Origin of the sequence: Ammonicoccus luteus, assembly GCF_050880385.1 — a bacterium.
Classification (GTDB): Bacteria; Actinomycetota; Actinomycetes; order Propionibacteriales; family Propionibacteriaceae; genus Enemella.
The window spans coordinates 1080047-1101103 of sequence record NZ_JBNZCI010000001.1 but is presented as its reverse complement, the minus strand read 5'-3'; the positions used below and the strand labels follow the sequence as shown (position 1 = coordinate 1101103).

At 67.4% G+C, this 21057-nt stretch carries 15 protein-coding genes and 2 pseudogenes; 9 read left to right on the top strand and 8 right to left on the bottom strand.

The window, feature by feature from the left end; translation table 11 throughout:
- Nucleotides 1–13 precede the first annotated feature (13 nt).
- Nucleotides 14–448 carry a MarR family winged helix-turn-helix transcriptional regulator gene (locus ACQ260_RS05105; RefSeq protein WP_432558300.1) on the bottom strand — a complete coding sequence of 145 codons (435 nt, stop codon included), beginning with the start codon at nucleotides 446–448 and terminating at the stop codon, nucleotides 14–16.
- Nucleotides 449–569: 121 nt separating this feature from the next.
- On the opposite strand from ACQ260_RS05105, the gene ACQ260_RS05100 reads away from it, so the two are divergent.
- The gene (locus ACQ260_RS05100; protein WP_432558299.1) at nucleotides 570–1106 is read left to right on the top strand and encodes an NADPH-dependent FMN reductase; all 537 of its coding nucleotides are present in this window, start codon (nucleotides 570–572) and stop codon (nucleotides 1104–1106) included.
- A 28-nt stretch (nucleotides 1107–1134) separates the two neighbouring features.
- Here the strand turns inward: ACQ260_RS05100 and ACQ260_RS05095 are convergent, their stop codons facing one another.
- Nucleotides 1135–1644 carry a DinB family protein gene (locus ACQ260_RS05095; RefSeq protein WP_432558298.1) on the bottom strand — a complete coding sequence of 170 codons (510 nt, stop codon included), beginning with the start codon at nucleotides 1642–1644 and terminating at the stop codon, nucleotides 1135–1137.
- 60 nt (nucleotides 1645–1704) lie between these two features.
- On the opposite strand from ACQ260_RS05095, the gene ACQ260_RS05090 reads away from it, so the two are divergent.
- Nucleotides 1705–2778 (top strand): CapA family protein, encoded by a 1074-nt coding sequence (locus ACQ260_RS05090; protein ID WP_432558297.1) that lies wholly within the window; start codon nucleotides 1705–1707, stop codon nucleotides 2776–2778.
- Between the two features lie 3 nt (nucleotides 2779–2781).
- Here the strand turns inward: ACQ260_RS05090 and ACQ260_RS05085 are convergent, their stop codons facing one another.
- Both ACQ260_RS05085 and ACQ260_RS05080 read right to left on the bottom strand, forming a co-directional pair.
- Nucleotides 2782–3792: a M28 family metallopeptidase gene (locus ACQ260_RS05085; RefSeq protein ID WP_432558296.1), complete on the bottom strand. Its 1011-nt coding sequence runs from the start codon at nucleotides 3790–3792 to the stop codon at nucleotides 2782–2784.
- Nucleotides 3793–3832: 40 nt separating this feature from the next.
- On the bottom strand, nucleotides 3833–4303 hold the full coding sequence (locus ACQ260_RS05080; protein ID WP_432558295.1) for a hemerythrin domain-containing protein: 471 nt from the start codon (nucleotides 4301–4303) through the stop codon (nucleotides 3833–3835).
- A gap of 253 nt (nucleotides 4304–4556) precedes the next feature.
- Between ACQ260_RS05080 and ACQ260_RS05075 the strand changes: the two genes are divergently transcribed.
- Nucleotides 4557–7034, top strand: a complete 2478-nt coding sequence (locus ACQ260_RS05075) for a hypothetical protein (RefSeq protein ID WP_432558294.1) — start codon at nucleotides 4557–4559, stop codon at nucleotides 7032–7034.
- A gap of 30 nt (nucleotides 7035–7064) precedes the next feature.
- Here ACQ260_RS05075 and valS read toward each other — a convergent pair whose 3' ends face one another.
- The 3 genes from valS to ACQ260_RS05060 form a co-directional block, all read right to left on the bottom strand.
- Nucleotides 7065–9689, bottom strand: coding sequence for a valine--tRNA ligase (valS, locus tag ACQ260_RS05070; protein ID WP_432558293.1), 2625 nt, complete (start codon nucleotides 9687–9689; stop codon nucleotides 7065–7067).
- A gap of 98 nt (nucleotides 9690–9787) precedes the next feature.
- Nucleotides 9788–10552, bottom strand: coding sequence for a DsbA family protein (locus ACQ260_RS05065; protein WP_432558292.1), 765 nt, complete (start codon nucleotides 10550–10552; stop codon nucleotides 9788–9790).
- The gene (locus ACQ260_RS05060) at nucleotides 10549–11136 is read right to left on the bottom strand and encodes a MauE/DoxX family redox-associated membrane protein (protein WP_432558291.1); all 588 of its coding nucleotides are present in this window, start codon (nucleotides 11134–11136) and stop codon (nucleotides 10549–10551) included. Before ACQ260_RS05060 ends, ACQ260_RS05065 begins: the two co-directional genes overlap by 4 nt.
- A 27-nt stretch (nucleotides 11137–11163) precedes the next feature.
- Here ACQ260_RS05060 and ACQ260_RS05055 point away from each other — a divergent pair, with 27 nt between their 5' ends.
- Genes ACQ260_RS05055 through ACQ260_RS05040 form a run of 4 tightly spaced genes read left to right on the top strand, consistent with a single transcriptional unit; the run spans nucleotide 11164 to nucleotide 15391 of the window.
- Complete coding sequence (locus ACQ260_RS05055) at nucleotides 11164–12588, top strand: bifunctional folylpolyglutamate synthase/dihydrofolate synthase (protein WP_432558290.1); 1425 nt, start codon at nucleotides 11164–11166, stop codon at nucleotides 12586–12588.
- Nucleotides 12588–12932, top strand: coding sequence for a DUF4233 domain-containing protein (locus tag ACQ260_RS05050; RefSeq protein WP_432558289.1), 345 nt, complete (start codon nucleotides 12588–12590; stop codon nucleotides 12930–12932). The genes ACQ260_RS05055 and ACQ260_RS05050 overlap by 1 nt, the downstream gene beginning before the upstream one ends.
- A 19-nt stretch (nucleotides 12933–12951) precedes the next feature.
- On the top strand, nucleotides 12952–13359 hold the full coding sequence (gene ndk, locus ACQ260_RS05045; protein ID WP_432558288.1) for a nucleoside-diphosphate kinase: 408 nt from the start codon (nucleotides 12952–12954) through the stop codon (nucleotides 13357–13359).
- A 55-nt stretch (nucleotides 13360–13414) separates the two neighbouring features.
- On the top strand, nucleotides 13415–15391 hold the full coding sequence (locus tag ACQ260_RS05040; protein WP_432558287.1) for a TIGR03960 family B12-binding radical SAM protein: 1977 nt from the start codon (nucleotides 13415–13417) through the stop codon (nucleotides 15389–15391).
- A 145-nt stretch (nucleotides 15392–15536) separates the two neighbouring features.
- Here ACQ260_RS05040 and ACQ260_RS05035 read toward each other — a convergent pair.
- Nucleotides 15537–17240 (bottom strand): annotated as a pseudogene (locus ACQ260_RS05035) (NAD-dependent malic enzyme); the annotation flags it as partial.
- A 108-nt stretch (nucleotides 17241–17348) separates the two neighbouring features.
- On the opposite strand from ACQ260_RS05035, the gene ACQ260_RS05030 reads away from it, so the two are divergent.
- Nucleotides 17349–18050, top strand: a complete 702-nt coding sequence (locus ACQ260_RS05030; protein ID WP_432558286.1) for a TIGR03936 family radical SAM-associated protein — start codon at nucleotides 17349–17351, stop codon at nucleotides 18048–18050.
- 274 nt (nucleotides 18051–18324) lie between these two features.
- A pseudogene (locus tag ACQ260_RS05025) lies at nucleotides 18325–20931 on the top strand (Rne/Rng family ribonuclease); the annotation flags it as partial.
- Nucleotides 20932–21057: the final 126 nt, after the last annotated feature.

Sequence of the window (21057 nt, the reverse complement as noted above, 5' to 3'; positions counted from 1 at the left end):
CGTGCACTGACGCTCAGCGTCCGAACGTGCCCGCCAGCCTGGTCAACAGGCGCCGGAGTTCGGGCCCGTCCTGCGGGCCGAGCGAGGCAACCCAGTCCGCTTCGATCTCGGCGAAGATTCGTTCAACAACCACCCGTGCGCGCTGTCCTTTGTCGGTTGTCTCGAGCACGCGCGCCCGGTGGTCCGTCGGATGCGGCCGCACCGTCAGATAGCCGTTTCGTTGGAGATGGGTGATCTGCTGGCTGACCGCCTGCTTGCTCACACCGCACACACCCACGATCCTCGATGCCTGCTGCGGCCCGTCATGGAGGTGACGCAACACGTTCGACGCATGGGCCAGCGAAAGATTGTCGAACTCGGAGTCCTTCAGCCGTCGTGCGAAGGTCGCCTCGAACTCGTCTTTCACCCGGCCGAGCAGGCTGACCAGAGGACGCTCCGTTGACTCCACACCCGTCAGGCTAGCCGACCGTTCCGCACAGTAGTCAACCGATTGACCGAGGCGCCCGCGTTCGGAAAGATTCAGTGCATCACTTGATGATTGAAGTGCGACTCACTGATAAGGGAACCCCATGAACGTCCTGATCCTCCTTGGCAGCCTCCGCGCCGATTCCTACAACGCCCTGCTGGCTCGCGAGCTGGTCGAGATGATGCCGGAGGGCATGTCCGCCTCGATCTATGACGGTCTCGCGGAACTCCCGCACTACAACGAAGAGCTCGAAGGTGACGCGGTGCCGTCGCCCGTTGCCGCATTCCGTGGTGCGGTCGCCCGTGCCGACGCGGTCATTGTGGTGACCCCCGAATACAACGGCGCCGTGAGCTCCGCGGTCAAGAACGCCGTCGACTGGGGCTCGCGCCCCTATGGTGAGGGCGCTCTGCACGACAAGCCGGCCGTGGTCTTCTCCGCCACCGGTTCGCCCCGCGGTGGCGAGTGGGCCCGTGAGAACGCCGTGCGCATGCTCACCGTTGCCGGCGCCGACGTCCTCAAGGACACCGTCGGCATCCCGAGTGCCTATGAGGTGTTCACCGACGGCAAGCTGACCGACTCCCACCTGCGCAACCGTGTTGCCGAGGGCTTGGCGCAACTGAAGGTGTCCCTGAACGCCTGACCGCTTGCCCCTGCCGGTGCTCGGGGGGTCAGTTCTCCCCGAGCTCCCCGTCGATGAGTTCCCGGACGATGTCGAGATGGCCCGCGTGTCGTGCGTACTCCTGCACGAGGTGCAACAGGATCCCCTGCAGGTCGGGAGCCTCCGCCGGGTCGCTGAACCGTCCGCCCACCCGGGCGGTCTCGGTGAGGTCATGTCGCTCCACGAGTTCGCGGGTCGCCCGGCCACGCTCCTCGAGCAGGGTGCGCAGGCCCGCGCCCGTCAGTCTGGGCGCGACCCAGGAGCGTCGGGTGGCCTGATCACGCCAGGGATCTCCGAGATCCTCCCCGGCGAACCCCCAGTCGAGCCACCGCCGTTCGACGTTGACCAGATGGTTCACCAACCCAGCAGGCGACCAGCCGGACGGAACCCGGGATTCCTGCAGCTGGTCCCCGGGCAACCCCGCGACCTTGTCGGCGATCACTCCGCGATAGAAGTCGAGATAGCGCAGCAATGTGCCGCGCAGATCGTCGACGACTCGAGGCTTCGGAAACACAGGCATGGGGCCCAGCATTGCAGGCGGCCCGCGTCCTCTGTGCCCGCGGTTGTCTAGCATCGAAGGATGCGAAGGCATCTGGCGGTTGTGTTCGTGACGCTGGTGACGGCGTGCACCCCGGCGTCTCCGCCACCGGCAGCGCCGCCACCGGCGAGCGCGCCCGAGACCCGCTCCGAGCCGACTCCGACCCCAACCCCCGAGCCCGTCGTCACCCGGATCACGATCGTCGGGGACATCATGCTCGGCCGACGCGTCGGCAGGGCGTACGCCAACGATCCCACTGCGCCCTTCCGGCCCTTCGCCGACCGGCTGGCCGCCGCCGACCTCACGATCGGCAACCTGGAATCGACCCTCAGCGACAACGGCCGGCCGACTCAGGGCGGCGATTCGTTCTTCGCCGACCCGCGGATGCTCGAGGGGCTCCAACTGGCCGGCATCGATGGCGTGAGCCTCGCGAACAACCACTTGGGGGACTACGGTCGACAGGCCCAACTGGAGACCTTCAGCGAGCTGGACCGGGCCGGCATCGCCTATTTCGGCGCGGGGCCCGACCTCGCCCGCGCGCGGGCACCCTGGATCGTCGAACACCAGGGGGTCCGCATCGCCTTCCTCGGCACCGAATCGATCGGCGAAACCCCCGCCGCGACGGAAACCTCGCCCGGCACGAACCGGCTCAACATGCCACCCCGCACGGGGCCGCTCGACACCGCTGCCCTCGACCGCATCGTCGACGACATCGCCGCGGCCGCGGAGGAGGCCAACACGGTGATCGTGGTGCCGCACTGGGGCACTCAATACACCCACCAACCCGAGCCCATCCAGCGCGAGGTGGCCGAGCGATTCGCCCGCGCGGGCGCGGACTTGGTGATCGGCGGGCACCCGCATTGGGTCCAGGGCTGGGAACGCGTGGGGGAGACCACCGTGGTGCATTCGCTGGGGAACTTCGTGTTCGACATGCAGTTTTCCCGGCAGGTCCAAGAGGGTGTGTTCGTCGAGATCGAGCTGGTCGACGGGGAGGTGGTGGCGGTGGAGCCGGTGCCGTACGTCATCCGCGACCACGTGCCCCAACCCGCCTCGGCCGAGCACGCCGCGAGAATCCTCGACGATGTGCGGAGCACCAGCGCAACGCCCTATCGCTGAGGGTTAGCCCTGCACTGTCCGCAGCCAGGCCCAGACCACGGTGCCGGCGCGCCCGAGTTGGGTTTGGTCGATGACGGCGGGCACGTCGCCGGGGGAGTGGTACCCCTCGAACGGCACCGACCCCACCCGTCCCGCCGGGATCCCGGCCTTCTCGAACGACCAGTGATCGCTGGTCGTGTTCGCGTCCAGGCGAGTGGGCACGTCGGCCGGGGCGGCTTCCGCCAGTGCGCGGGCGATCCGATCGGTGCCGCGACCACCGTGAGCAAGTGGCACCGCAGGCGCGCGTACGCCGACGCGGTCCAGCGAGACCATCGCTCGAATGGCCTGCTTCTCGTGGTCGTGCAACTGCGCCACATAGTGCTGCGAGCCGTAGTGGTGCCGCGCATCACCCTGGCCCCGCGGCTCCTCCGCGCCGAACACGACGAAACGGACCGGGACCGCGGGTGGCTGCTCAGCGGACATGCGCGCAAGCTCCAGCAGCACCGCCACGCCGGACGCATTGTCCTCCGCGCCCGGCGACTGGGGAACGGTGTCGAGGTGCGCCCCGATGAGCACGTGCGGCTGCGTCGGCTCGAAGCCGGGCGGGTCGGCGATGACGTTGTGCGTGATGCCGGCGGGGACCGGGATGCCCCACGACGTTCCCGCGGGAACGTCGAACTCCTGTCGGGTCACTGAATAGCCGAGGCGCTCGAGTGCGGTGGCGGTGAGGTCGGTGCCTTGGCGGTACGCCGCAGAGGTCGCCTCCCTGGGCCCGAGGGCAGCCAACTGCTCGATCGTCCGCAGGGCCGCGGTCGATTCGAACGGCCGGGCGGACTCCGATGGGGACGGCTGGGCAGGTGTGCCCGGGCTTGAGGGCACCGGCGTCGGCTGTGCTGTCGCCGTTGAGGACTGAGAAGCCGCCGAAGGGTCCGCGGCCGGCGGAGGCTCCGGCGTCGACGCACACGAACTCAGAAAGATCGCCACGGTGAGCCCGCCTGCCAGATGGGCGACGATCGGGCGCGGGGAGATGGGCATGCATCCAGGCTAGGTGCACCCGCGCGGAGGGCCGCTGGTCTCAGCGATCTGCCATCTCGCAGACCCAGCCTTCGGGCAGGCTGGCGATGAGTGCGTTGTTGACCTTGCGGGACACACTCGGCTCCAGGATTCGGTCCGCCGAGGCATAGAGGATCTTCTGCTCCTTGTAATTGTGCTCGGTCAGGGTCTGGTTGAGCGGTCCCCAAGCGAAGAGCACAGCCTCAAGATCGGGCTCCTCGCCGGCGACGATGCGTTCGAGGTTGTCCAGCCCGCGCCAGATCTCCCCGTGCTCACGGTGCATGACCATGACCGGGCCGACCGCTCCGGCCGCCTTAAGCGGAGGGAAGAAGATCTCCTCTTCGATCCAGATGTGCAGGCGCAGCTTGCGGATCGCCTCCGTCAATGATTCTTGGTCGACGCTGCCCGCGCCGGCGGTGCTGGTGATGAAAGTCGCGAACAGTCGGTCGATCTCGTGGTGGTCGGCCTCAAGGGCTTTGCCGGCGGACATCATGGGAGCTCCTAGGACCCGAGGGATTAATTCACTATGTTCCGTTGAAAATAACAGGGTGGTACACCGCGTGTGGCGGGAGGTCCTTCGATACGCTCGCCATGACCGCGACGGGGCGTGGACGGAAGTGGCAACGGTGGCCGGTTGGTGGACTGCATTCAGGACTGATCGGAAGGTTTATCGCCGGTGGTATGACCGGCGGGATCGCCGTCTGCCGACTCCGCGTGCTCGGTGGCCTATCAGGGTCCGGTTCTGGGTGTTTTTCGGTCTGCTCATCGCCTTGTCCGGGCTGATCGCCTGGCGGGCACCCGGGGGCTGGGGGTGGCCGCACGACCACCCGTTCTGGGCCTTCCTCGCGGTTGCTGTCCTGGGCATGTGCGCGACACACCAGGCGTGGCGTTGGTCCCGGCCAGATCGTCATCGACGGACCAGCATCGGCATCATCATCGGCTGGGCTCTCTGGGTGATCGTTCTCGCGACGATCAGCTATTGGCCGGCAAGAGGCCAGGAAGTCTGGTTCTGGGCGCCGCTGTTCTGGGCGATCAACCTCTTTGCCGGCAATGTCGAGAACCGGTGGGGAAGCGGCCCCGCCCCGCTGGCATTGCAGTTGGCGCGTCTGGCTGCCCTGGTGGTCACCTTCAGCGCGGTGCTCGCTGTGTTGTTCGCGCTCGGCCGCGATTATCTCGACCGCCTGACGGTGCGATGGCTGCGCAAGGTCATCCTCGTGACCGGAGTCAGTCCGGTGACGGTGCCGGTGATCGAAGCACTGGTGGCAACGAGCCGACCGGGGGTGCGGGTGGTCGTCCTGGACAGGGACCCCGATCACGCGTTGAAGCATCGGATCGAGGCAGCCGGTGCGAGAGTGCTCCGGGGGACGATCACCGACGACGACAGAGGGCCGGATTGGCGATTGCTGCGGCGGATCGTTCTGCGTCCTGGACCGGGCCGCCCGTTGGCCTTGCAGGCGGCGTACCTCCTCGCCCCCGACGACATCGCCAACATCGACCACGCAAACAGTCTCGCCCGCCTCATCGCGGAGGAGATCCCACCGGACCTTGCCGCTGTGCCGCCGCGGCTGATCGTCCGCATCGATCACGTGCGCCTGGCCATGGACCACCTCCGGCGGTCGATTGCCGATGAGCCGAACGTCCTGATCGACACGACTGGCCTCCCGCAGGTCATGGCCACCGATCTGGTTGCGACCGCGCTGCCGGGAGCAACGACGATCCATGTCCGCGGCGACACGGATCTGGCGCAGGCATTCCTGTGGGAACTCGGTGTCCACCGGCGCACGGAAGATCTGCTCCGCGCGGCTGCCGGCAAGCCGGCGCTGTCGCCGACGGAGTGGCCGCAAATTTTCGTGGTGGGTGCTGACACCGACTTGGTGATTGAACGGCATCAGAGGCTCTGTGCGCGCTATGGGGTCACGCCACTGGAACTCGAGGCAGTGGTCGACAGCACGGACCGCCCCGGCTCACGGGTCGTGCTCACCGAGTCGGGGGATCGGGTGTGGCATGAGGCGCTGGAGATGGCCGATCGCTTTTCCGACGACAACGTGCTGGTTTTCGTGCAGAGCGCCGATGTCATCGGTGTGGAGCGCGACACGCTCATGGGGAATCTGCGGCCCTATGGACCGACGCTCACCGTGCCCTCAGTCGGTGTGTCGGACGTGCGGCCGGTCGAATTACACAAGCATGCTGAAGCCGTCATTGTCCGCGTTGCCGCGAGGCTGATGCGACCGGTGGCGCGTCGCCTGGCCGTCGAGAACAAGGCGGTGACCACCCTGCAGGCGGGCCTGCGGGTGCCGGAGGACTCCTGGACCCGGGCGGCCCGCTTGGTGCACGAGTTCTATCGGGTCGCCCATCGGGATGTGCAGTGGGAGCATCTGCGAGAGAGCCTGCGGCTGAGCAACTATCGCGCCGTCTCGGTGTTCTTCGAACACGCCCGCAGCCTGGACCGCACGTGGATCCCGCGTTCCGAAGAGTCCCACCCCCTGGCAGCCAGCGACTTGGAGGCCATCGCCCAACGCGAACACGAATCCTGGAAACGGTTCACGGAGGGGCAGCACACTGCGTACTCACCGAAAAAATGCCGCATGTGCCGCACCAACGATCTGTTGCTCAACTGGGATCCGAAGCACGAGATGTTCCCGGAGCTACGCGCTCGGACGGTGGCCGGTCTCGAGGTGGTGCAGAGGGTGCTCGCGGCGCTCGGCTATCAGCCGTTCCGGCTGACGTGGGAGAAATGGCATCGCTCGGAGCGGGTCACCGCACACCGATTGCGTCGCGCCAGGTCGTGGCGGAACGCCAAGCGCGAACCCAAGCGCGCCAAGCCAGGCGACTGGTGGGTCACCAATGCCGAACAGACTCATTGGGCGGTCACCGACGTGACGTTCCGCAACGCATACAAGCCGATCGGCGTCCCGACCAAGGGATCAGAACACGAGCCCGCGCGCTATGAGATCCAGGAGGTCGTCGAAGCCCGCCGCGGCCTCCCCGGTGAGGTGATTCGCACGGTGTCAGGGATCACGGCGATCTCCGCAAACGAGTGGGTCATTCGGCGGCGCGGCGCGGATTGGCAATGGGTCGTCCCCGACACCCGCTTTCACGAGGTGTATTCGCCGTGTCCTCCTGAACACGGACTATCCGAAACCGGCTGTGAAGATGCAGGCGACGGTGGGGGTACGCCGCCGTCCCCGTCCGCCGAGGGAGCGGTTGGGCCCAGCCTGGCTTGACGTGTTATCCGGCCGGGCCCATCGGGCCTTTCACACGCTCGGCGCGACGAGCTCCACCTCGACGGACAGCGGTCCGTCACCTTCGGACCACTCGACATCGCCGACAAGCCGGCCAACGGCGCGCAGGTCGGACTCGATGGCTTGCAGGCGTTGCAACGAGATCCCGTCACCGCGGAACACGGCGCGGCTCGCCTCGGTCTTCATCGAGACCTTGGCGTTGGACTTGGCGCCCCGGATCGCGATCAACGCGTCCGCGAGGTCGCTCAGCAGCGCGGCCTCACCGACATCGGTGATCTCGGCCGCGGCCGGCCAGGCTTGGTGGTGCACCGAGCCCTCCCGCCACCACGACCAGACTTCCTCGGTGACGAATGGCAGGAACGGCGCGAACAGCCGCAACTGGATCTCCAGCGCTCGCGCGAGCGCCGCCCGCGCGGAGGCAGCCGCCTCGTCGCCGCCCGCCCCATAGGCGCGCTCCTTGACGAGCTCCAGATAGTCGTCGCAGAACGACCAGAAGAACGTCTCGGTCGCCTCCAGTGCCGCCGAATAGTCGAATGACTCGAACGCCCGCGTCGCGGCGACGACGACCTCCCGGAGCCCGGCGAGCATCGCCCGGTCCGCCGGATTGGTCACCGCGCCGCCGAGCGAGTCTCCGGACATGCCGAGCACGAACTTGGAGGCGTTGAGCACCTTGGTCGCGAGCCGACGTCCGACCTTCATCTGGGTCTCGTCGAACGGTGAGTCGGTGCCCGGCCGCGCCATCGCCGCGCGCCAGCGCACCGCATCGGCCCCAAAGCGGTCAAGGATGTCGGTCGGCACGACGACGTTGCCCTTGGACTTCGACATCTTCTTGCGGTCCGGGTCGACCACGAAGCCGGAGATCGTCGCCCGCCGCCACGGGACGGTGTCGAACTCGAAGTGCGACCGCACGACCCGCGAGAACAGCCAGGTCCGGATGATGTCGTGGGCCTGCGGGGCCATGTCCATCGGAAACGTCGCCGCGAACAGCTCCGGATCCCGCTCCCAGCCGCACGCGATCTGCGGCGTCAGCGACGACGTGGCCCACGTGTCCATGACATCGGGATCGCCGGTGAAGCCACCGGGCTGATCGCGCTGGGACTCCGCGTACCCCTCCGGCACGTCCGAGGACGGATCCACCGGCAGCGCGTCCTCGCCGGGCACGATCGGGGCGTCATAGTCGGGCTCGCCGTCCGCGGACACTGCGTACCACACCGGGAACGGCACCCCGAAGAACCGCTGCCGGGAAATCAGCCAGTCGCCGTTGAGGCCGCCGACCCAGTTGTCATAGCGGTGCCGCATGTGCTCCGGCACCCACTCGATCTCCCCGCCGCGCTTGAGCAGATCCTGCTTGAGCGCGTCGTCGCGGCCACCGTTCCGGATATACCACTGCCTGGTCGACACGATCTCCAGCGGCTTGTCGCCCTTTTCGAAGAAGTTCGCCTTGCGCTGGGTCGCCTTCGGCTCACCATCCAGGTCACCGGAGTCGCGCAGCAACTGCACCATCGCCTCGCGGGCGGAGAAGGTGGTCTTGCCGGCCAGCTCGGCATAAGCAGCCGAATCGCCGAGCCACTCCGGGGTCTCCCGGTGCAGGCGTCCGTCACGACCCACCACCGTCCGCGTGGGCAACTGCAACTCCCGCCACCACTGGATGTCGGTCTGGTCGCCGAAGGTGCAGCACATCGCGATGCCGGCGCCCTTGTCCATCTCCGCGGCGGGGTGCGCCAGCACGGGCAACTCCACCCCGAACACCGGCGAGGTCACCGTCCGGCCGAACAGCGGCTGATAGCGCTCGTCGTCCGGGTGGGCGATCAACGCACAACACGCAGCGAGCAACTCCGGACGCGTGGTCTCGATGAAGACCTTGCGGCCCTCGACGGGCGAATCTTCCGGCAGGGCGACGTCCTCGGTGAGGTGGAAGCTCACCCGGTGATAGGCGCCGGGATAGTCCCGCGCTTCCAACTCGGCCTGGGCGACGGCGGTCTGGAACGTCACGTCCCACATCGTCGGGGCCTCGGACAGATAGGCCTCCCCACGGTGATAGTTCCGCAGGAACGCCAACTGCGACGTCCGCAGCGTCTCCTCGGAGATCGTCGTGTAGAGCTGATCCCAGTCGACCGACAGACCGACGCGGCGCCACAGATCCTCGAACGCCTGCTCATCGACCTCAGTCAGCTCGTGACACAAGTCGATGAAGTTGCGGCGGCTGATCGAGACCTGCCGCTTGGGATCCGGTTTGGCCGGCGGCGTGAAATCGGGGTCATAGGGCACGTGCGGATCGCACCGGACACCGTAATAATTCTGCACCCGACGCTCGGTCGGCAGGCCATTGTCGTCCCACCCCATCGGATAGAAGACCCGCTTGCCGGTCATCCGCTGATAGCGCGCGATGAGGTCGGTGTGCGTATAGGAAAAGACATGCCCCACGTGCAGCGACCCGGACACGGTCGGCGGGGGAGTATCGATCGAGAACACTTGTGCCCGCGCCGCCGCGCAGCTCTCGGGGTCGGCCAGGTCCACCTCGGGCCGGACGAACGCATAGGTCTTGTTCTCGGCCCACACTGCCGCCCACTTCTCCTCCAGGCCCTCGAGAGCGGGCTTGTCGGGGACGCGGGCGGCAGGCTGGGATGCTTCAGTCATGCGGTGAATCCTAGACGGCAGATCCGACAGCTTCCGTCGCTTATCGGTCGGCGGGCGGCGGTACGCGGAGTCGGTGCCCCGGTGGATTCACCAGCGGGTCACTTCAGCGCGTCGATCTGGGCCCGGAGGGACGCGGGATCGGTCAGCTGGCCCAGTTCCACGGTCTCGCCGTTGACGTGCAGGCTCGGCGTGCCGGTCACGCCGGAGCGACCGGCCTCATTGTCGACCTGCTTGACGAAGCCGGTGAAGCGCTTGGCCGAATAGCAGGCGTTGAACTCGTCCAGGGCGGCACCGGTGATGCCGGCCTGCTGGGTGAAGTCCTGAGTGAGGTTGGCTTCGGTGAAACCGGTGCCCTCGGTCGCCGGCTGATGGGAGAAGATCGCGTTGTGATAGTCGGCATAGTGGCCCGACAGATCCGCGCAGGCGGCCGCGTTTGCCGCCCTGGTCGACGAGTCATTGCGCAGGTTGGTGTCGAGGAACGTCATCGTCCGATAGGACAGCTCGATCTCGCCGGCCTCGGCCATCTGGTCGAGCGTCGGTCCGAAGCCAGCCTCGAAACGGGCGCAGGCCGGGCACTGATAGTCGAGGAAGAGCTCCACCTTCGGCGCGCCTGCCTGGGCCTTGCCCGGGTTCGTCACGATGCCGTCGCCAGCTGCGGTCGCGTTGGGCGGATTGTTCACCGCCTGCTCCTGGCTGAACCGGTTGAACAGGAGCACGCCACCGATGATCAGGGCGATCACCACCACCCCGATCACCGAGAAGGTGGCGATGCGGCGGTTCCTGTCGCGCTTGGCCTGTTGCAGCTGGGCGGCCCGCAACTGCGCGCGGCGACTATCGGACTTGGCGGGGCTGGACTTGCTCATCGGGTGACGTCCTCTTTCACAGCGGGGTCGGTCTCGGTGCCGATGTCATCGGCGTTGAGGTGGACGGCGTCGGGCACGCCGAACAGTTTTTCATCGAGGCTGAATGGGGTGCGCGGGCGCCAGACCAGCCACGCGGCGAGCAGGAACAACCCGACATCGCGAGCGATGTCCCACGGATATTTGGCCTGGGCTTCCTCGAGCGCGATCTCGCCGCCACCGCCGAAGCACCCGCAGTCGATCGCCAGGCCGCGGGCCCACGCCTGGGCGATGCCGATGACGAAAGCGATCATGATCAGCGCGCTGACCACGGCAGCGGGACGGGTGAAGAGGCCGACGATCAGCAACAGGCCCAGAATCAGCTCGATAATCGGCAGCAGATAGCCCACCACCACCGCCAGGTCGTAGGGCAGGATCTGATAGCCGCGCACCGCCAGCACCGACTCCTCCAGGTAGGGGAGCTTGAGCAGGCTGGCGATGAGCCACACGACGGCGAGCACGACCCGCGCCACGAGGCCGAACCACTCAGGGAGCGAATATCTCTGCGCGAGGGCGGTGCGCCGGTTCGGTGTGGCCGTGCTGGTCATGATCAACAGCATAGGATGCCCGGTGACATGGCAACCCATCATGAAACGCTCCTGGCCGAGCTGACTTCCCGCTGGCCCGAGCACCGCATAGCCCCCAGCCTCGACCGGATCCGTGCTGTCACGGAGTTGCTCGGTGACCCGCAACGTGCGTGTCCGGTCATCCAGATCACCGGAACCAACGGCAAAGGTTCCACCGCGATCATGATCGAGGCGCTCCTGCGCGCCGCGGGTCTGCGCACAGGGCGCTATTCCTCCCCGCACCTCATTGATGTGACCGAGCGGATCGCGATCGACGGACAGCCGATCAGCAAGGAGCGGTTCGGCGAGACCTGGGCGGACATCAAGCCCTACGTCGAAATCGTCGACCAGCAACTCCTCAACGACGCCCCGATGACGTTCTTCGAGGTGCTGACCGCGATGGCCTATGCAGCCTTCGCCGACGCCCCCGTCGACGTCATGATCATCGAGGTCGGGCTCGGGGGCACGTGGGACGCGACGAACATCGCGGACGCGCAGGTCGCAGTCGTGATGCCGATCGACCTCGACCACACCCACCTGCTCGGTGAGTCGATCGAGGAGATCGCGGGGGAGAAGGCGGGCATCATCAAGCCGGGTGCCCACGCGATCCTCGCCGGTCAGCCGCTCGACGCCGCTCGGGTCCTCCTGCAGCACTGCGCCGACGTCGGCGCGCTGGTCCAGCGCGAGGGCGTCGATTTCGGTCTGCTCGACCGGCGGTTGGCGGTCGGCGGCCAACTGATCCGCCTGAACGGGGTCGAGGGCCCGGTCGACGACATCCACCTGCCCGTCCACGGGGTCCACATGGCGCGCAACGCCGGTGTCGCGCTCGCCGCGGTCGAGGCGTTCCTCGGCATGAAGGCACTGCCGGGAGATTTGGTGCGGGAGGGGTTCGCGGAGGTACGCGCGCCCGGACGGCTCGAGGCCATCCGCCAGTCCCCGCCCATCGTGCTCGACGGTGCCCACAACGCACATGCCGCCGCGGCGTCCGCGGAAGCTGTCGTGGAGGCGTACTCCTTCGATCCACTCATCGGCGTTTTCGCCGTGATGGCCGACAAGGACGCCGAAGCAGTGCTGCGGGTGTGGGAACCGGTCATGAATGAGATCATCTGCACGCGGGTCGCGTCGACCGAGCGGGGGATGGCGGTGGATGACCTCGTCGAATTGGCGGGGGAGGTGTTCGGGCCGGGTCGGGTGCGCGGGGCGGCGTCCATCGCCGACGCTCTGGAGATCGCCACCGCGACCGTTGACGTCGACGCCGGGCAGCCGGGCATCCTCGTGACCGGATCGGTCATCGCCGCCGGCGAGGCCAGGGCACTGCTGGCCGCGGACGATCTCGTCCGTGACGCCGACGAGATCGACTGGGAGGCCGACGACCACGGCGGCACACTGGATGAGCTGCTGGCGGCTGAGGACGACACGGGGGAGGACGACTGATGCTGCGGCCGGGAAACCCGATGGGCAAGGTGCTTATGGCCACGCTCATCTTCGAGGCGATCACGATCGGTCTCGCCGTGCCGGTGATGATCATGGTGTCCGGGGTGTCCGCGGGACTTGCCTCGGCGGCCGGTGGTGCCGTCGCGCTCCTTGCGCTGGTCGCGGCCGGGTCCATGCGGAAGCCGCGGACCGGCTATCCCCTCGGCTGGGCCACCCAGGTCGCGACGTTGGCCCTGTCGTTCCTCACGATCGGCATGCTGATCATGGGCGTGATGTTCGCGATGCTCTGGGTGGTCTGTTTCATCCTCGGGAAGCGGCTGGAAGCCCAGCGGGGGATGACCTGAGCCCGCTAGGGTGCGGCCCATGAGTGAGCGCACCTTGGTCCTGATCAAGCCCGACGCAGTGCAGCGCGGGCTCGCGGGCGAGATCCTTTCCCGTTATGAGCGCAAGGGGCTGCGCATCGTCGCCCTGGAGCAGCGGAATGCCGAAGGCTCTGTGCTCGACGAGCACTATGCCGAGCACGTCGAGAAGCCGTGGTATCACGAGCTTCGCGACTTCATGCAGACCGGACCCCTGCTCGCGTTCGTGCTCGAGGGTGACTCCGCGGTCTCGATCGTGCGGGCGCTGAACGGCGCCACCGACGGGCGCAAGGCCGAACCGGGCACGATCCGCGGCGACTTCTCGATCTCCAACCAGGCCAACCTCGTCCACGGCTCCGACTCCCTCGAATCGGCCGAGCGCGAGATCGGGATCTGGTTCCCGGAGGCCTGACCGGACATTCCAGTGGTTGGCCGGGGGCGCAGTCCCTGCGTACCCTTGATGCGCTATGACTGACACCCGCATCACCGCCGCGTCCGCGCCCTCGCCCGAGCCGATCTTCGAGCGGGTCGAGCCGCTGTTGTCGAGCGTGAGCAAGCCGATTCAATATGTCGGTGGTGAACACAACAGCGTCGTGAAGGAGTGGGACGCCGCGCGGGTGCGCTGGTGTCTGATGTATCCCGATGCCTACGAGGTCGGCCAGCCCAACCAGGGCGTCGCCATCCTCTATGAGGTGCTCAACGAGCGCGACTGGATCCTCGCCGAGCGCACCTATTCGGTTTGGCCCGACATGGAGGCTCAGCTCCGCGAGCACGGCCTCCCGCAGTTCACGCTGGACTCGCACCGACCCGTCGGAGCGTTCGACGTGTTGGGCGTGTCGTTCTCGACCGAGTTGGGATATTCCAATCTGCTGACCGTGCTGGATCTCGCCGGCCTGCCGCTGCACGCGGTTGAGCGCCGGGAGTTCGATCCGATCGTCATCGCCGGCGGGCACGCGGCGTTCAACCCCGAGCCCATTGCGGACTTCATCGACTGTGCGGTCCTCGGCGACGGTGAGGAGATCTCGCTGAAGATCTCCGAGGTCATCGACGAATGGAAGACCGAGGGTCGACCGGGCGGACGCGACGAACTGCTGCTGCGGCTGGCCGAGACCGGCGGGGTCTATGTGCCGAAGTTCTACGACGTGGAATATCTGCCCGACGGGCGCATCATGCGGGTCGCTCCGAATCGCGATCGCGTTCCGTTCCGGGTCGCCAAGCACACGCTGATGGACCTGAACGAGTGGCCCTATCCGAAGAAGCCGCTCGTCCCGCTGGCGGAGACCGTCCACGAGCGCTATTCGGTGGAGATTTTCCGGGGGTGTACGCGGGGCTGCCGCTTCTGCCAGGCCGGGATGATCACGCGCCCGGTGCGCGAGCGGAGCATCGAGACGATCGGCGCGATGGTCGAGGAAGGCCTGAAGGCGACCGGGCTCGAGGAAGTCGGGTTGCTGTCGCTGTCCAGTGCCGATCACACCGAGATCGCCGACGTCGCGACCCAGCTCGCCGACCGCTACGAGGGGTCGAACGTCTCGCTGTCCCTGCCGTCGACCCGCGTGGACGCATTCAACATCACCCTCGCCAACGAGTTGTCCCGCAACGGTCGCCGCTCGGGACTCACCTTCGCCCCCGAGGGCGGGTCCGAGCGGATGCGCAAGGTCATCAACAAGACGGTCGACGAGGAGGACCTGATCCGGACGGTCGCGACCGCGTACGCGAACGGCTGGCGTCAGGTGAAGCTCTATTTCATGTGCGGCCTGCCCACGGAGACCGACGAGGACGTGCTCGCGATCGCCGAACTGGCGCGCCGCGTGATCGAGACCGGCCGCAAGGAGGCCGGAACCAAGGACATCCGCTGCACGGTGTCGATCGGTGGCTTCGTGCCCAAACCTCACACGCCCTTCCAATGGGCGGCGCAGTTGGACGTCGAGACCACCGACGCGCGGCTCCAGAAGCTGCGAGAGGTGATCCGGGCGGATCGACAGTACGGTCGCGCGATCGGATTTCGCTATCACGATGGGAAGCCCGGCATCATCGAGGGGCTGTTGTCGCGGGGCGACCGGCGGGTGGGGCGCGTCATCGAGGCGGTTTGGCGCGACGGTGGCCGGTTCGATGGCTGGTCGGAGCACTTCTCCTATGACCGCTGGGCGGAGCAGGCGGCCCGGGAGCTCGCTCCGCTGGGGGTGGACCTGGACTGGTTCACCACGCGGGAACGGGACTATGACGAGGTGCTGCCCTGGGATCACCTCGACTCGGGGCTCGACCGCGACTGGCTGTGGGAGGACTGGCAGGACGCCCTCGACGAGGTCGAGGTCGACGACTGCCGCTGGACTCCCTGCTTCGACTGTGGCGTGTGCCCGCAACTCGACACCGAGATCCAGATCGGGCCGACCGGACAGGTGCTCTTGCCGCTGCCGACCGTCAGACCCAGCGTGCTGGCCGACTGAACCGACGATTGCCCGGGCCTAGCCCGCTGCGTCAGCTCTGGGCGGCCACCTCGTCCGGCGTGGCGAAGTGGCCGTCCATCGGGTCGCCGTTCGGCTCGGACACGAGGCCGTCGGTCGGCCGTGCCGACCGCTCGCTGACTTCGATCACGGCTCGCACCCTGGGATAGCGCGGCTGCCACATGAGCTCGTGGATCTCCTGGATGGGGTTGGTGAGAGTCGCCCGGGCGACGCCGTCCTCCTCGGCCGCCTCGGCGACCTTGAGCGCAACTGCTGCCGAGACAGCACGCAGCTGGGCGAGACCCGGCAGGACCGCGGACCCGCGCTTGGCGGCATGGCTCATCTCGGCCACCGCGATCGCCGCGGCCGCGATCATGTTGTCGGTGACCCGTCCCGCCTTGATCGCGATGGTCCCCAGCCCGATGCCGGGGAACACGAGCGCGTTGTTGGCCTGGGCGATGTGATAGTCGACACCCGCATAGTGCGCCGGCTTGAACGGGGAACCGGTCGCCATCAACGCGCGACCCTGGGTCCAGTTGATGACGTCGTTGGGGATGGCCTCGGACTTCGATGTCGGGTTCGACAGCGGCATGATGATCGGGCGGTCGCAGGTGTCCGCCATGTGCGTGACGATCTCCTCGGTGAACGCCCCGGGCTGGGCCGAGGTGCCGATCAGGATCGTCGGATTGACGTTCTTCACCACATCGACCAAGTCGTAGCGTCCCGCCGACTTCAGCTGCCAACCGGCCAATTCGGACTCGTCGCGCGCATAACGCTCCTGGAAGGGTCGCATCTGCGCGCCGGTGTGCAGCAGGCCGCGGCTGCCGAGGCCCCAGAACAGCTTCGTCGCCTCGTCCGGATCAGCACCCTCCCGGATCATGATGTCGCGCATCAGATCGGCGATGCCGATGCCTGCGGTGCCGGCACCGTGGATGACGATGCGCTGCTCGCTGAGCCGCTCGCCCTTCGCTTTCACCGCCGACAGCGCAGCCGCGGCCACGACGGCCGCCGTGCCCTGGATGTCGTCGTTGAACGTGCAATAGTCGTCGCGATAGGTCTCCAGCACGCGGTGCGCGTTGTTGGCGCCGAAATCCTCGAAGTGCAGCAGCGCGTTCGGGAAATGCTTGTTGACCGACTTGACGAAGATGTCGATGAACTCGTCGTATTGCGCGCCGCGCACGCGGGCCTTGCGCACGCCCAGATAGTTCGGGTCGTTGAGCAGTTCCAGGTTGTCCGTGCCCACATCGAGGACGATCGGCAGGCCGCGCAGCGGGTGAATGCCCGCCGCCGTCGTATAGACCGCCAACTTGCCGATCGAAATCCGGATGCCGCCGACGCCCTGGTCGCCGATGCCGAGGATGCCTTCCGAATCGGTCGCGACGATGACGTCGACATCGCCCGAGTGGGAGCCATAGGACTCCAACGCGAAGTCGATGGCATCCGGCTCGTCGATCGAGAGATAAATGCCACGAGCCCGGTCGAACGTGCTCGAGAACTTCTGGATCGCCTCACCCACGGTCGGGGTGTAGATGATCGGCAGCATTTCATCGAGATGCTCCGTCACCAACCGATAGAAGAGGATCTCGTTGAGATCCTGCAGCGAATTCAGATAGACGTATTTCGCCAGATTGTCCGGCCGCGCCTTGAACTGCGTATAGACCCGCTTCAGCTGTTCCGCCATCGTGTTCACCGCGGGCGGCAGCAGGCCGGTTAGGCCGAGGGCGCGCCGCTCCTCGGCGGTGTAACCGGGACCGAAGTTGAGCATCGGACGAGCGAGCACCTGGCGACCGCGCACCGCGATCTCGGCCGTCTCGACACCGTTGGTCGTGTGGAACTGGAACTGACGAGGCATGCCGGAAACACTAATGCGCGCATCCGACAGAACACAGTCTGCCCACGCGGCGATCATCGCGCCTCGAGCGCGTGGGCGCCGCGAGCAGGGGCACTAGGCTGTCGCGCTATGAGCAAGCGCAGGCAGCCGGAGCAGCAGGCCCCACCGGTGCAACGGTTGCGGATCCGGTACGCGAAGCGCGGCCGGGCCCGCTTCACCTCCCACCGCGACTTCGCGCGGGCGTTCGAGCGAGCCCTCCGACGGGCGGACATCCCGATGGCGTACTCCTCCGGCTTCAACCCCCATCCCCGCATCTCGTTCGCCAACGCTGCGCCGACGGGGGCGGCGACCGAGTCCGAATATCTGGAGATCGGGCTCGCTGCGATCTGCGACCCCGCGAAGGTGCTCAAGGCACTCGATGCGGCGCTGCCGCCGGGCATCGACGTGCTCACCGTCGTCCAAGGTGGCGGCGGATTCAGTGATCGCCTCACCGGCTCCCGGTGGCGCATTCAATGGCAGGACTTCGACGCTGACGTCGCCGAGCGGGCTGTGGCCGCGCTGATGGCGGTCGATGAGGTGCTGGTCGAGCGGCTGACGAAACATGGCGTACGCCAGTTCAATGCCCGGGCAGCAGTCGTCCACCTCACCGCGCTGCCCGACTGTCTGGAGCTGGTCTCCCGCCATCTGACTCCGCTCGTGCGGCCCGACGACGTGCTCCGGGCCCTGACGATCGTGCATCCGGAATTGGGCGCGCCGACCGGCGTGCTGCTGACTCGGCTGGAGCAGGGTGAGCTCTCCGGGACCGCGATCGGTGACCCCTTGGCGGACTGAGCCGGGCGGTCGGCTCCGGTTTCGGCCGACAATGTGGGATAATCAGCGAAGGTCTGGAGCGCCGCCGGCGCTCCGCCGCCTTCGGAGCAGTGGTGCCGTGGCGATGTGACAGGTCGCTGCGGGAGTCTGACCCGCGACGCTATGCGACCGCGGACGACGCGCCCGCCGAGGCGAGGGCCGCCAGCTTTGCTGGGTCGCGCGGGTCGTGCTGCTAGCCCCCGCACTCGATTCAGCGCACGTGACCGGCGTGAAAAACGCCGGGTAAGGAGAGCGCATGCTCGACGAACCGGACGCTTCGACTGATTCCACATCGTCCGATCTGCCCACGCCGCCGCGTCGCCGGCGCGCTGCCAGCCGCCCCGCCGGCCCGCCCAAGCCGGTCAGCGAAGGCGGACCATCGCCCGATTTCGAGGCCGAGCTCCAAGCCCGCATGCAGGCACAGCTGGGCGCCTCCGTGGCCGAGGACACGCCCGGCGCGACCGAGGGAACCGAAGACGCACCGGCAAGACCTGCGCGCAAGCGGACTTCCCGCAGCCGGGCGAGCAGCGACGAGGACGGGCTGGCCCGTCGTCGCAGCCGCAAGCGCGCGGCTGCCGACCCGCAGGCCGATTCCGCCGACAACGCTTCGTCGGAGGACTCCGGCGCCGCGCCCGAGGACGGCAGCGCTGCGGACACCGGACAGGAGCGCGAGACCCCCTCGACTGACGCCACCGCGGACGACCCGACGGCAGCGGCTGCGGAGGATTCGCTGCGCAACCCCGCTGACGAGCGCCGGATCGGCGATGACTCCGACGAGGACGACTCCGAGGAGGCCGACTCCGAGGAGGCCGACTCCGAGGAGAGCGACTCCGAGGAGAGCGACTCGGACGAGGACAGCTCCGACGACGACTCTGACTCTGGTGAGCCCGGCGACGGCGCTGACTCTGATGACGACGATGACGACTCCGACGATTCGGACGACGACGACTCGGACGATTCCGACGATGACTCGGACGATGATGACGACTCGGACGATTCCGACGACGACTCGGGCGATTCCGACGATGATTCGGACAGCGACGACTCGGGTGAGGATCAGAGCACGAGCACACGGCGCCGCCGGCGGCGCCGGGGTGGGCGCCGTCGGCGCCGCAGCAGCGGTTCGGCCGACACCAGCGAATCGGACGACTCCGACAGCACCGACTCCGACAGCACCGATTCCGAGGACAGCGACGGCGACTCGTCCGATGACGATTCGGATGACAATGGCGATGACTCGAATGCTGACGACAACGGTGAGGGCGCCAGCACCACTCGGCGCCGCCGGCGGCGGCGCCGTCGGCGCGGCGAGGACACCGGCGGGGAGGACGATCCCGACACCGATGTGGTGGTCAAGGTGCGTGAGCCCCGCCGCAGCCGGGCGGCGGACGAGGTCACCGGCATCGAGGGCTCGACGCGGATGGAAGCCAAGCGTCAGCGGCGCCGCGAAGGGCGGGCAGCGGGACGTCGGCGTACTCCGATTCTCAGCGAAGCCGAGTTCCTTGCCCGCCGCGAATCCGTGGCGCGCACGATGGTTGTCCGCCAGAACGAGGAACTCGCCCAGATCGCGGTGCTCGAGGACAACGTTCTCGTTGAGCACTACGTGGACAGGGCATCGGCCACCTCGCTGATCGGCAACGTCTATCTGGGTCGGGTGCAGAACGTCCTCCCGTCCATGGAAGCGGCCTTCATCGACATCGGCCGCGGCCGCAATGCGGTGCTCTACGCCGGAGAGGTCGACTGGGACTCATTCGGCGCGGAGGGGCAACAGCGCAAGGTCGAGAACGTGCTCAAGTCCGGCCAGACGATCCTGGTCCAGGTGACCAAGGACCCCGTCGGCGCAAAGGGCGCGCGGTTGACGAACAACATCTCGCTGCCGGGGCGATACATCGTCTATTCGCCCGGTGGCCACCTCTCCGGAATCTCGCGCAAGCTGCCCGACACCGAGCGCAAGCGGTTGAAGGGCATTCTGTCCGAGCTGGTCGGCGAGGACGCGAGCGTGATCGTGCGAACGGCTGCCGAGGGAGCGTCCGAGGACGAACTCGTTCGGGACGTCAACCGGCTGAAAGCCCAGTGGGAGACGATCGAGAAGAAGGTGAAGAGCGGAGTGGCTCCGGCGCAGCTGTACGCCGAACCCGACGCCACCGTCCGCATCGTCCGGGATCTGTTCACCGAGGACTTCGGCAAGCTGATCATCGACGGCAACGGCGGATCGAATGACGCCTACGACATGGTGACCGGCTATGTCAGCCATGTCGCGCCGCACCTCGCCGAGCGCATCGAGCGCTGGGACGGCGACCGCGGGGACGTGTTCGCTGTCCACCGCATCGACGAGCAGATCGCCAAGGCCCTGGAGCGGAAGGTCTATCTGCCGTCCGGTGGTTCTCTGGTCATCGACCGGACCGAGGCGATGACGGTTATCGACGTCAATACCGGCAAGTTCACCGGCTCCGGCGGCAATCTCGAGGCCACCGTGACGAGCAACAACTTGGAGGCGGCGGAAGAGGTGGTGCGCCAGCTCCGACTCCGGGACATCGGCGGCATCATCGTGATCGACTTCATCGACATGGTCCTGCCCAGCAACCGGGAACTCCTGTTGCGCCGGCTCGTCGAGTGCCTCGGTCGCGATCGGACACGGCACCAGGTTGCCGAGGTCACCAGCCTCGGTTTGGTGCAGATGACCCGCAAGAAGATCGGCACCGGTCTCGCCGAAGCGTTCACCGAAACCTGTGAGGCCTGCAAGGGGCGTGGCTTCGAGATCCACGACATGCCGGTCGAGTCCCAGTCGCAGGCCGACGGGGGCGAGCGACGCGGTCGTCGGGGTCGTGGCCGAAACAGCGGATCGGGTCAGGGCGCCGGGGGCAACTCGGGCACCTCGGGTTCGTCGAGCACCTCCGGTCACGGCCGGTCCGGCAACGGCGGCCAGAGCCAGAACGACGGCACGGCGGACAACGATGGTTCCGCTGACAGTCCGGGCAATGGCGAGTCG

Bases quoted from the DNA above. Each gene is read 5' to 3' on its own strand.
- ACQ260_RS05085 (WP_432558296.1), bottom strand. From the start codon at position 3,792: ATGCCCATCTCCCCGCGCCCGATCGTCGCCCATCTGGCAGGCGGGCTC.
- ACQ260_RS05030 (WP_432558286.1), top strand. From the start codon at position 17,349: ATGAGCAAGCGCAGGCAGCCGGAGCAGCAGGCCCCACCGGTGCAACGG.
- ACQ260_RS05100 (WP_432558299.1), top strand. From the start codon at position 570: ATGAACGTCCTGATCCTCCTTGGCAGCCTCCGCGCCGATTCCTACAAC.
- ACQ260_RS05080 (WP_432558295.1), bottom strand. From the start codon at position 4,303: ATGATGTCCGCCGGCAAAGCCCTTGAGGCCGACCACCACGAGATCGAC.
- valS (WP_432558293.1), bottom strand. From the start codon at position 9,689: ATGACTGAAGCATCCCAGCCTGCCGCCCGCGTCCCCGACAAGCCCGCT.
- ACQ260_RS05055 (WP_432558290.1), top strand. From the start codon at position 11,164: ATGGCAACCCATCATGAAACGCTCCTGGCCGAGCTGACTTCCCGCTGG.
- ACQ260_RS05090 (WP_432558297.1), top strand. From the start codon at position 1,705: ATGCGAAGGCATCTGGCGGTTGTGTTCGTGACGCTGGTGACGGCGTGC.
- ACQ260_RS05060 (WP_432558291.1), bottom strand. From the start codon at position 11,136: ATGACCAGCACGGCCACACCGAACCGGCGCACCGCCCTCGCGCAGAGA.
- ACQ260_RS05095 (WP_432558298.1), bottom strand. From the start codon at position 1,644: ATGCCTGTGTTTCCGAAGCCTCGAGTCGTCGACGATCTGCGCGGCACA.
- ACQ260_RS05040 (WP_432558287.1), top strand. From the start codon at position 13,415: ATGACTGACACCCGCATCACCGCCGCGTCCGCGCCCTCGCCCGAGCCG.
- ACQ260_RS05065 (WP_432558292.1), bottom strand. From the start codon at position 10,552: ATGAGCAAGTCCAGCCCCGCCAAGTCCGATAGTCGCCGCGCGCAGTTG.
- ndk (WP_432558288.1), top strand. From the start codon at position 12,952: ATGAGTGAGCGCACCTTGGTCCTGATCAAGCCCGACGCAGTGCAGCGC.
- ACQ260_RS05050 (WP_432558289.1), top strand. From the start codon at position 12,588: ATGCTGCGGCCGGGAAACCCGATGGGCAAGGTGCTTATGGCCACGCTC.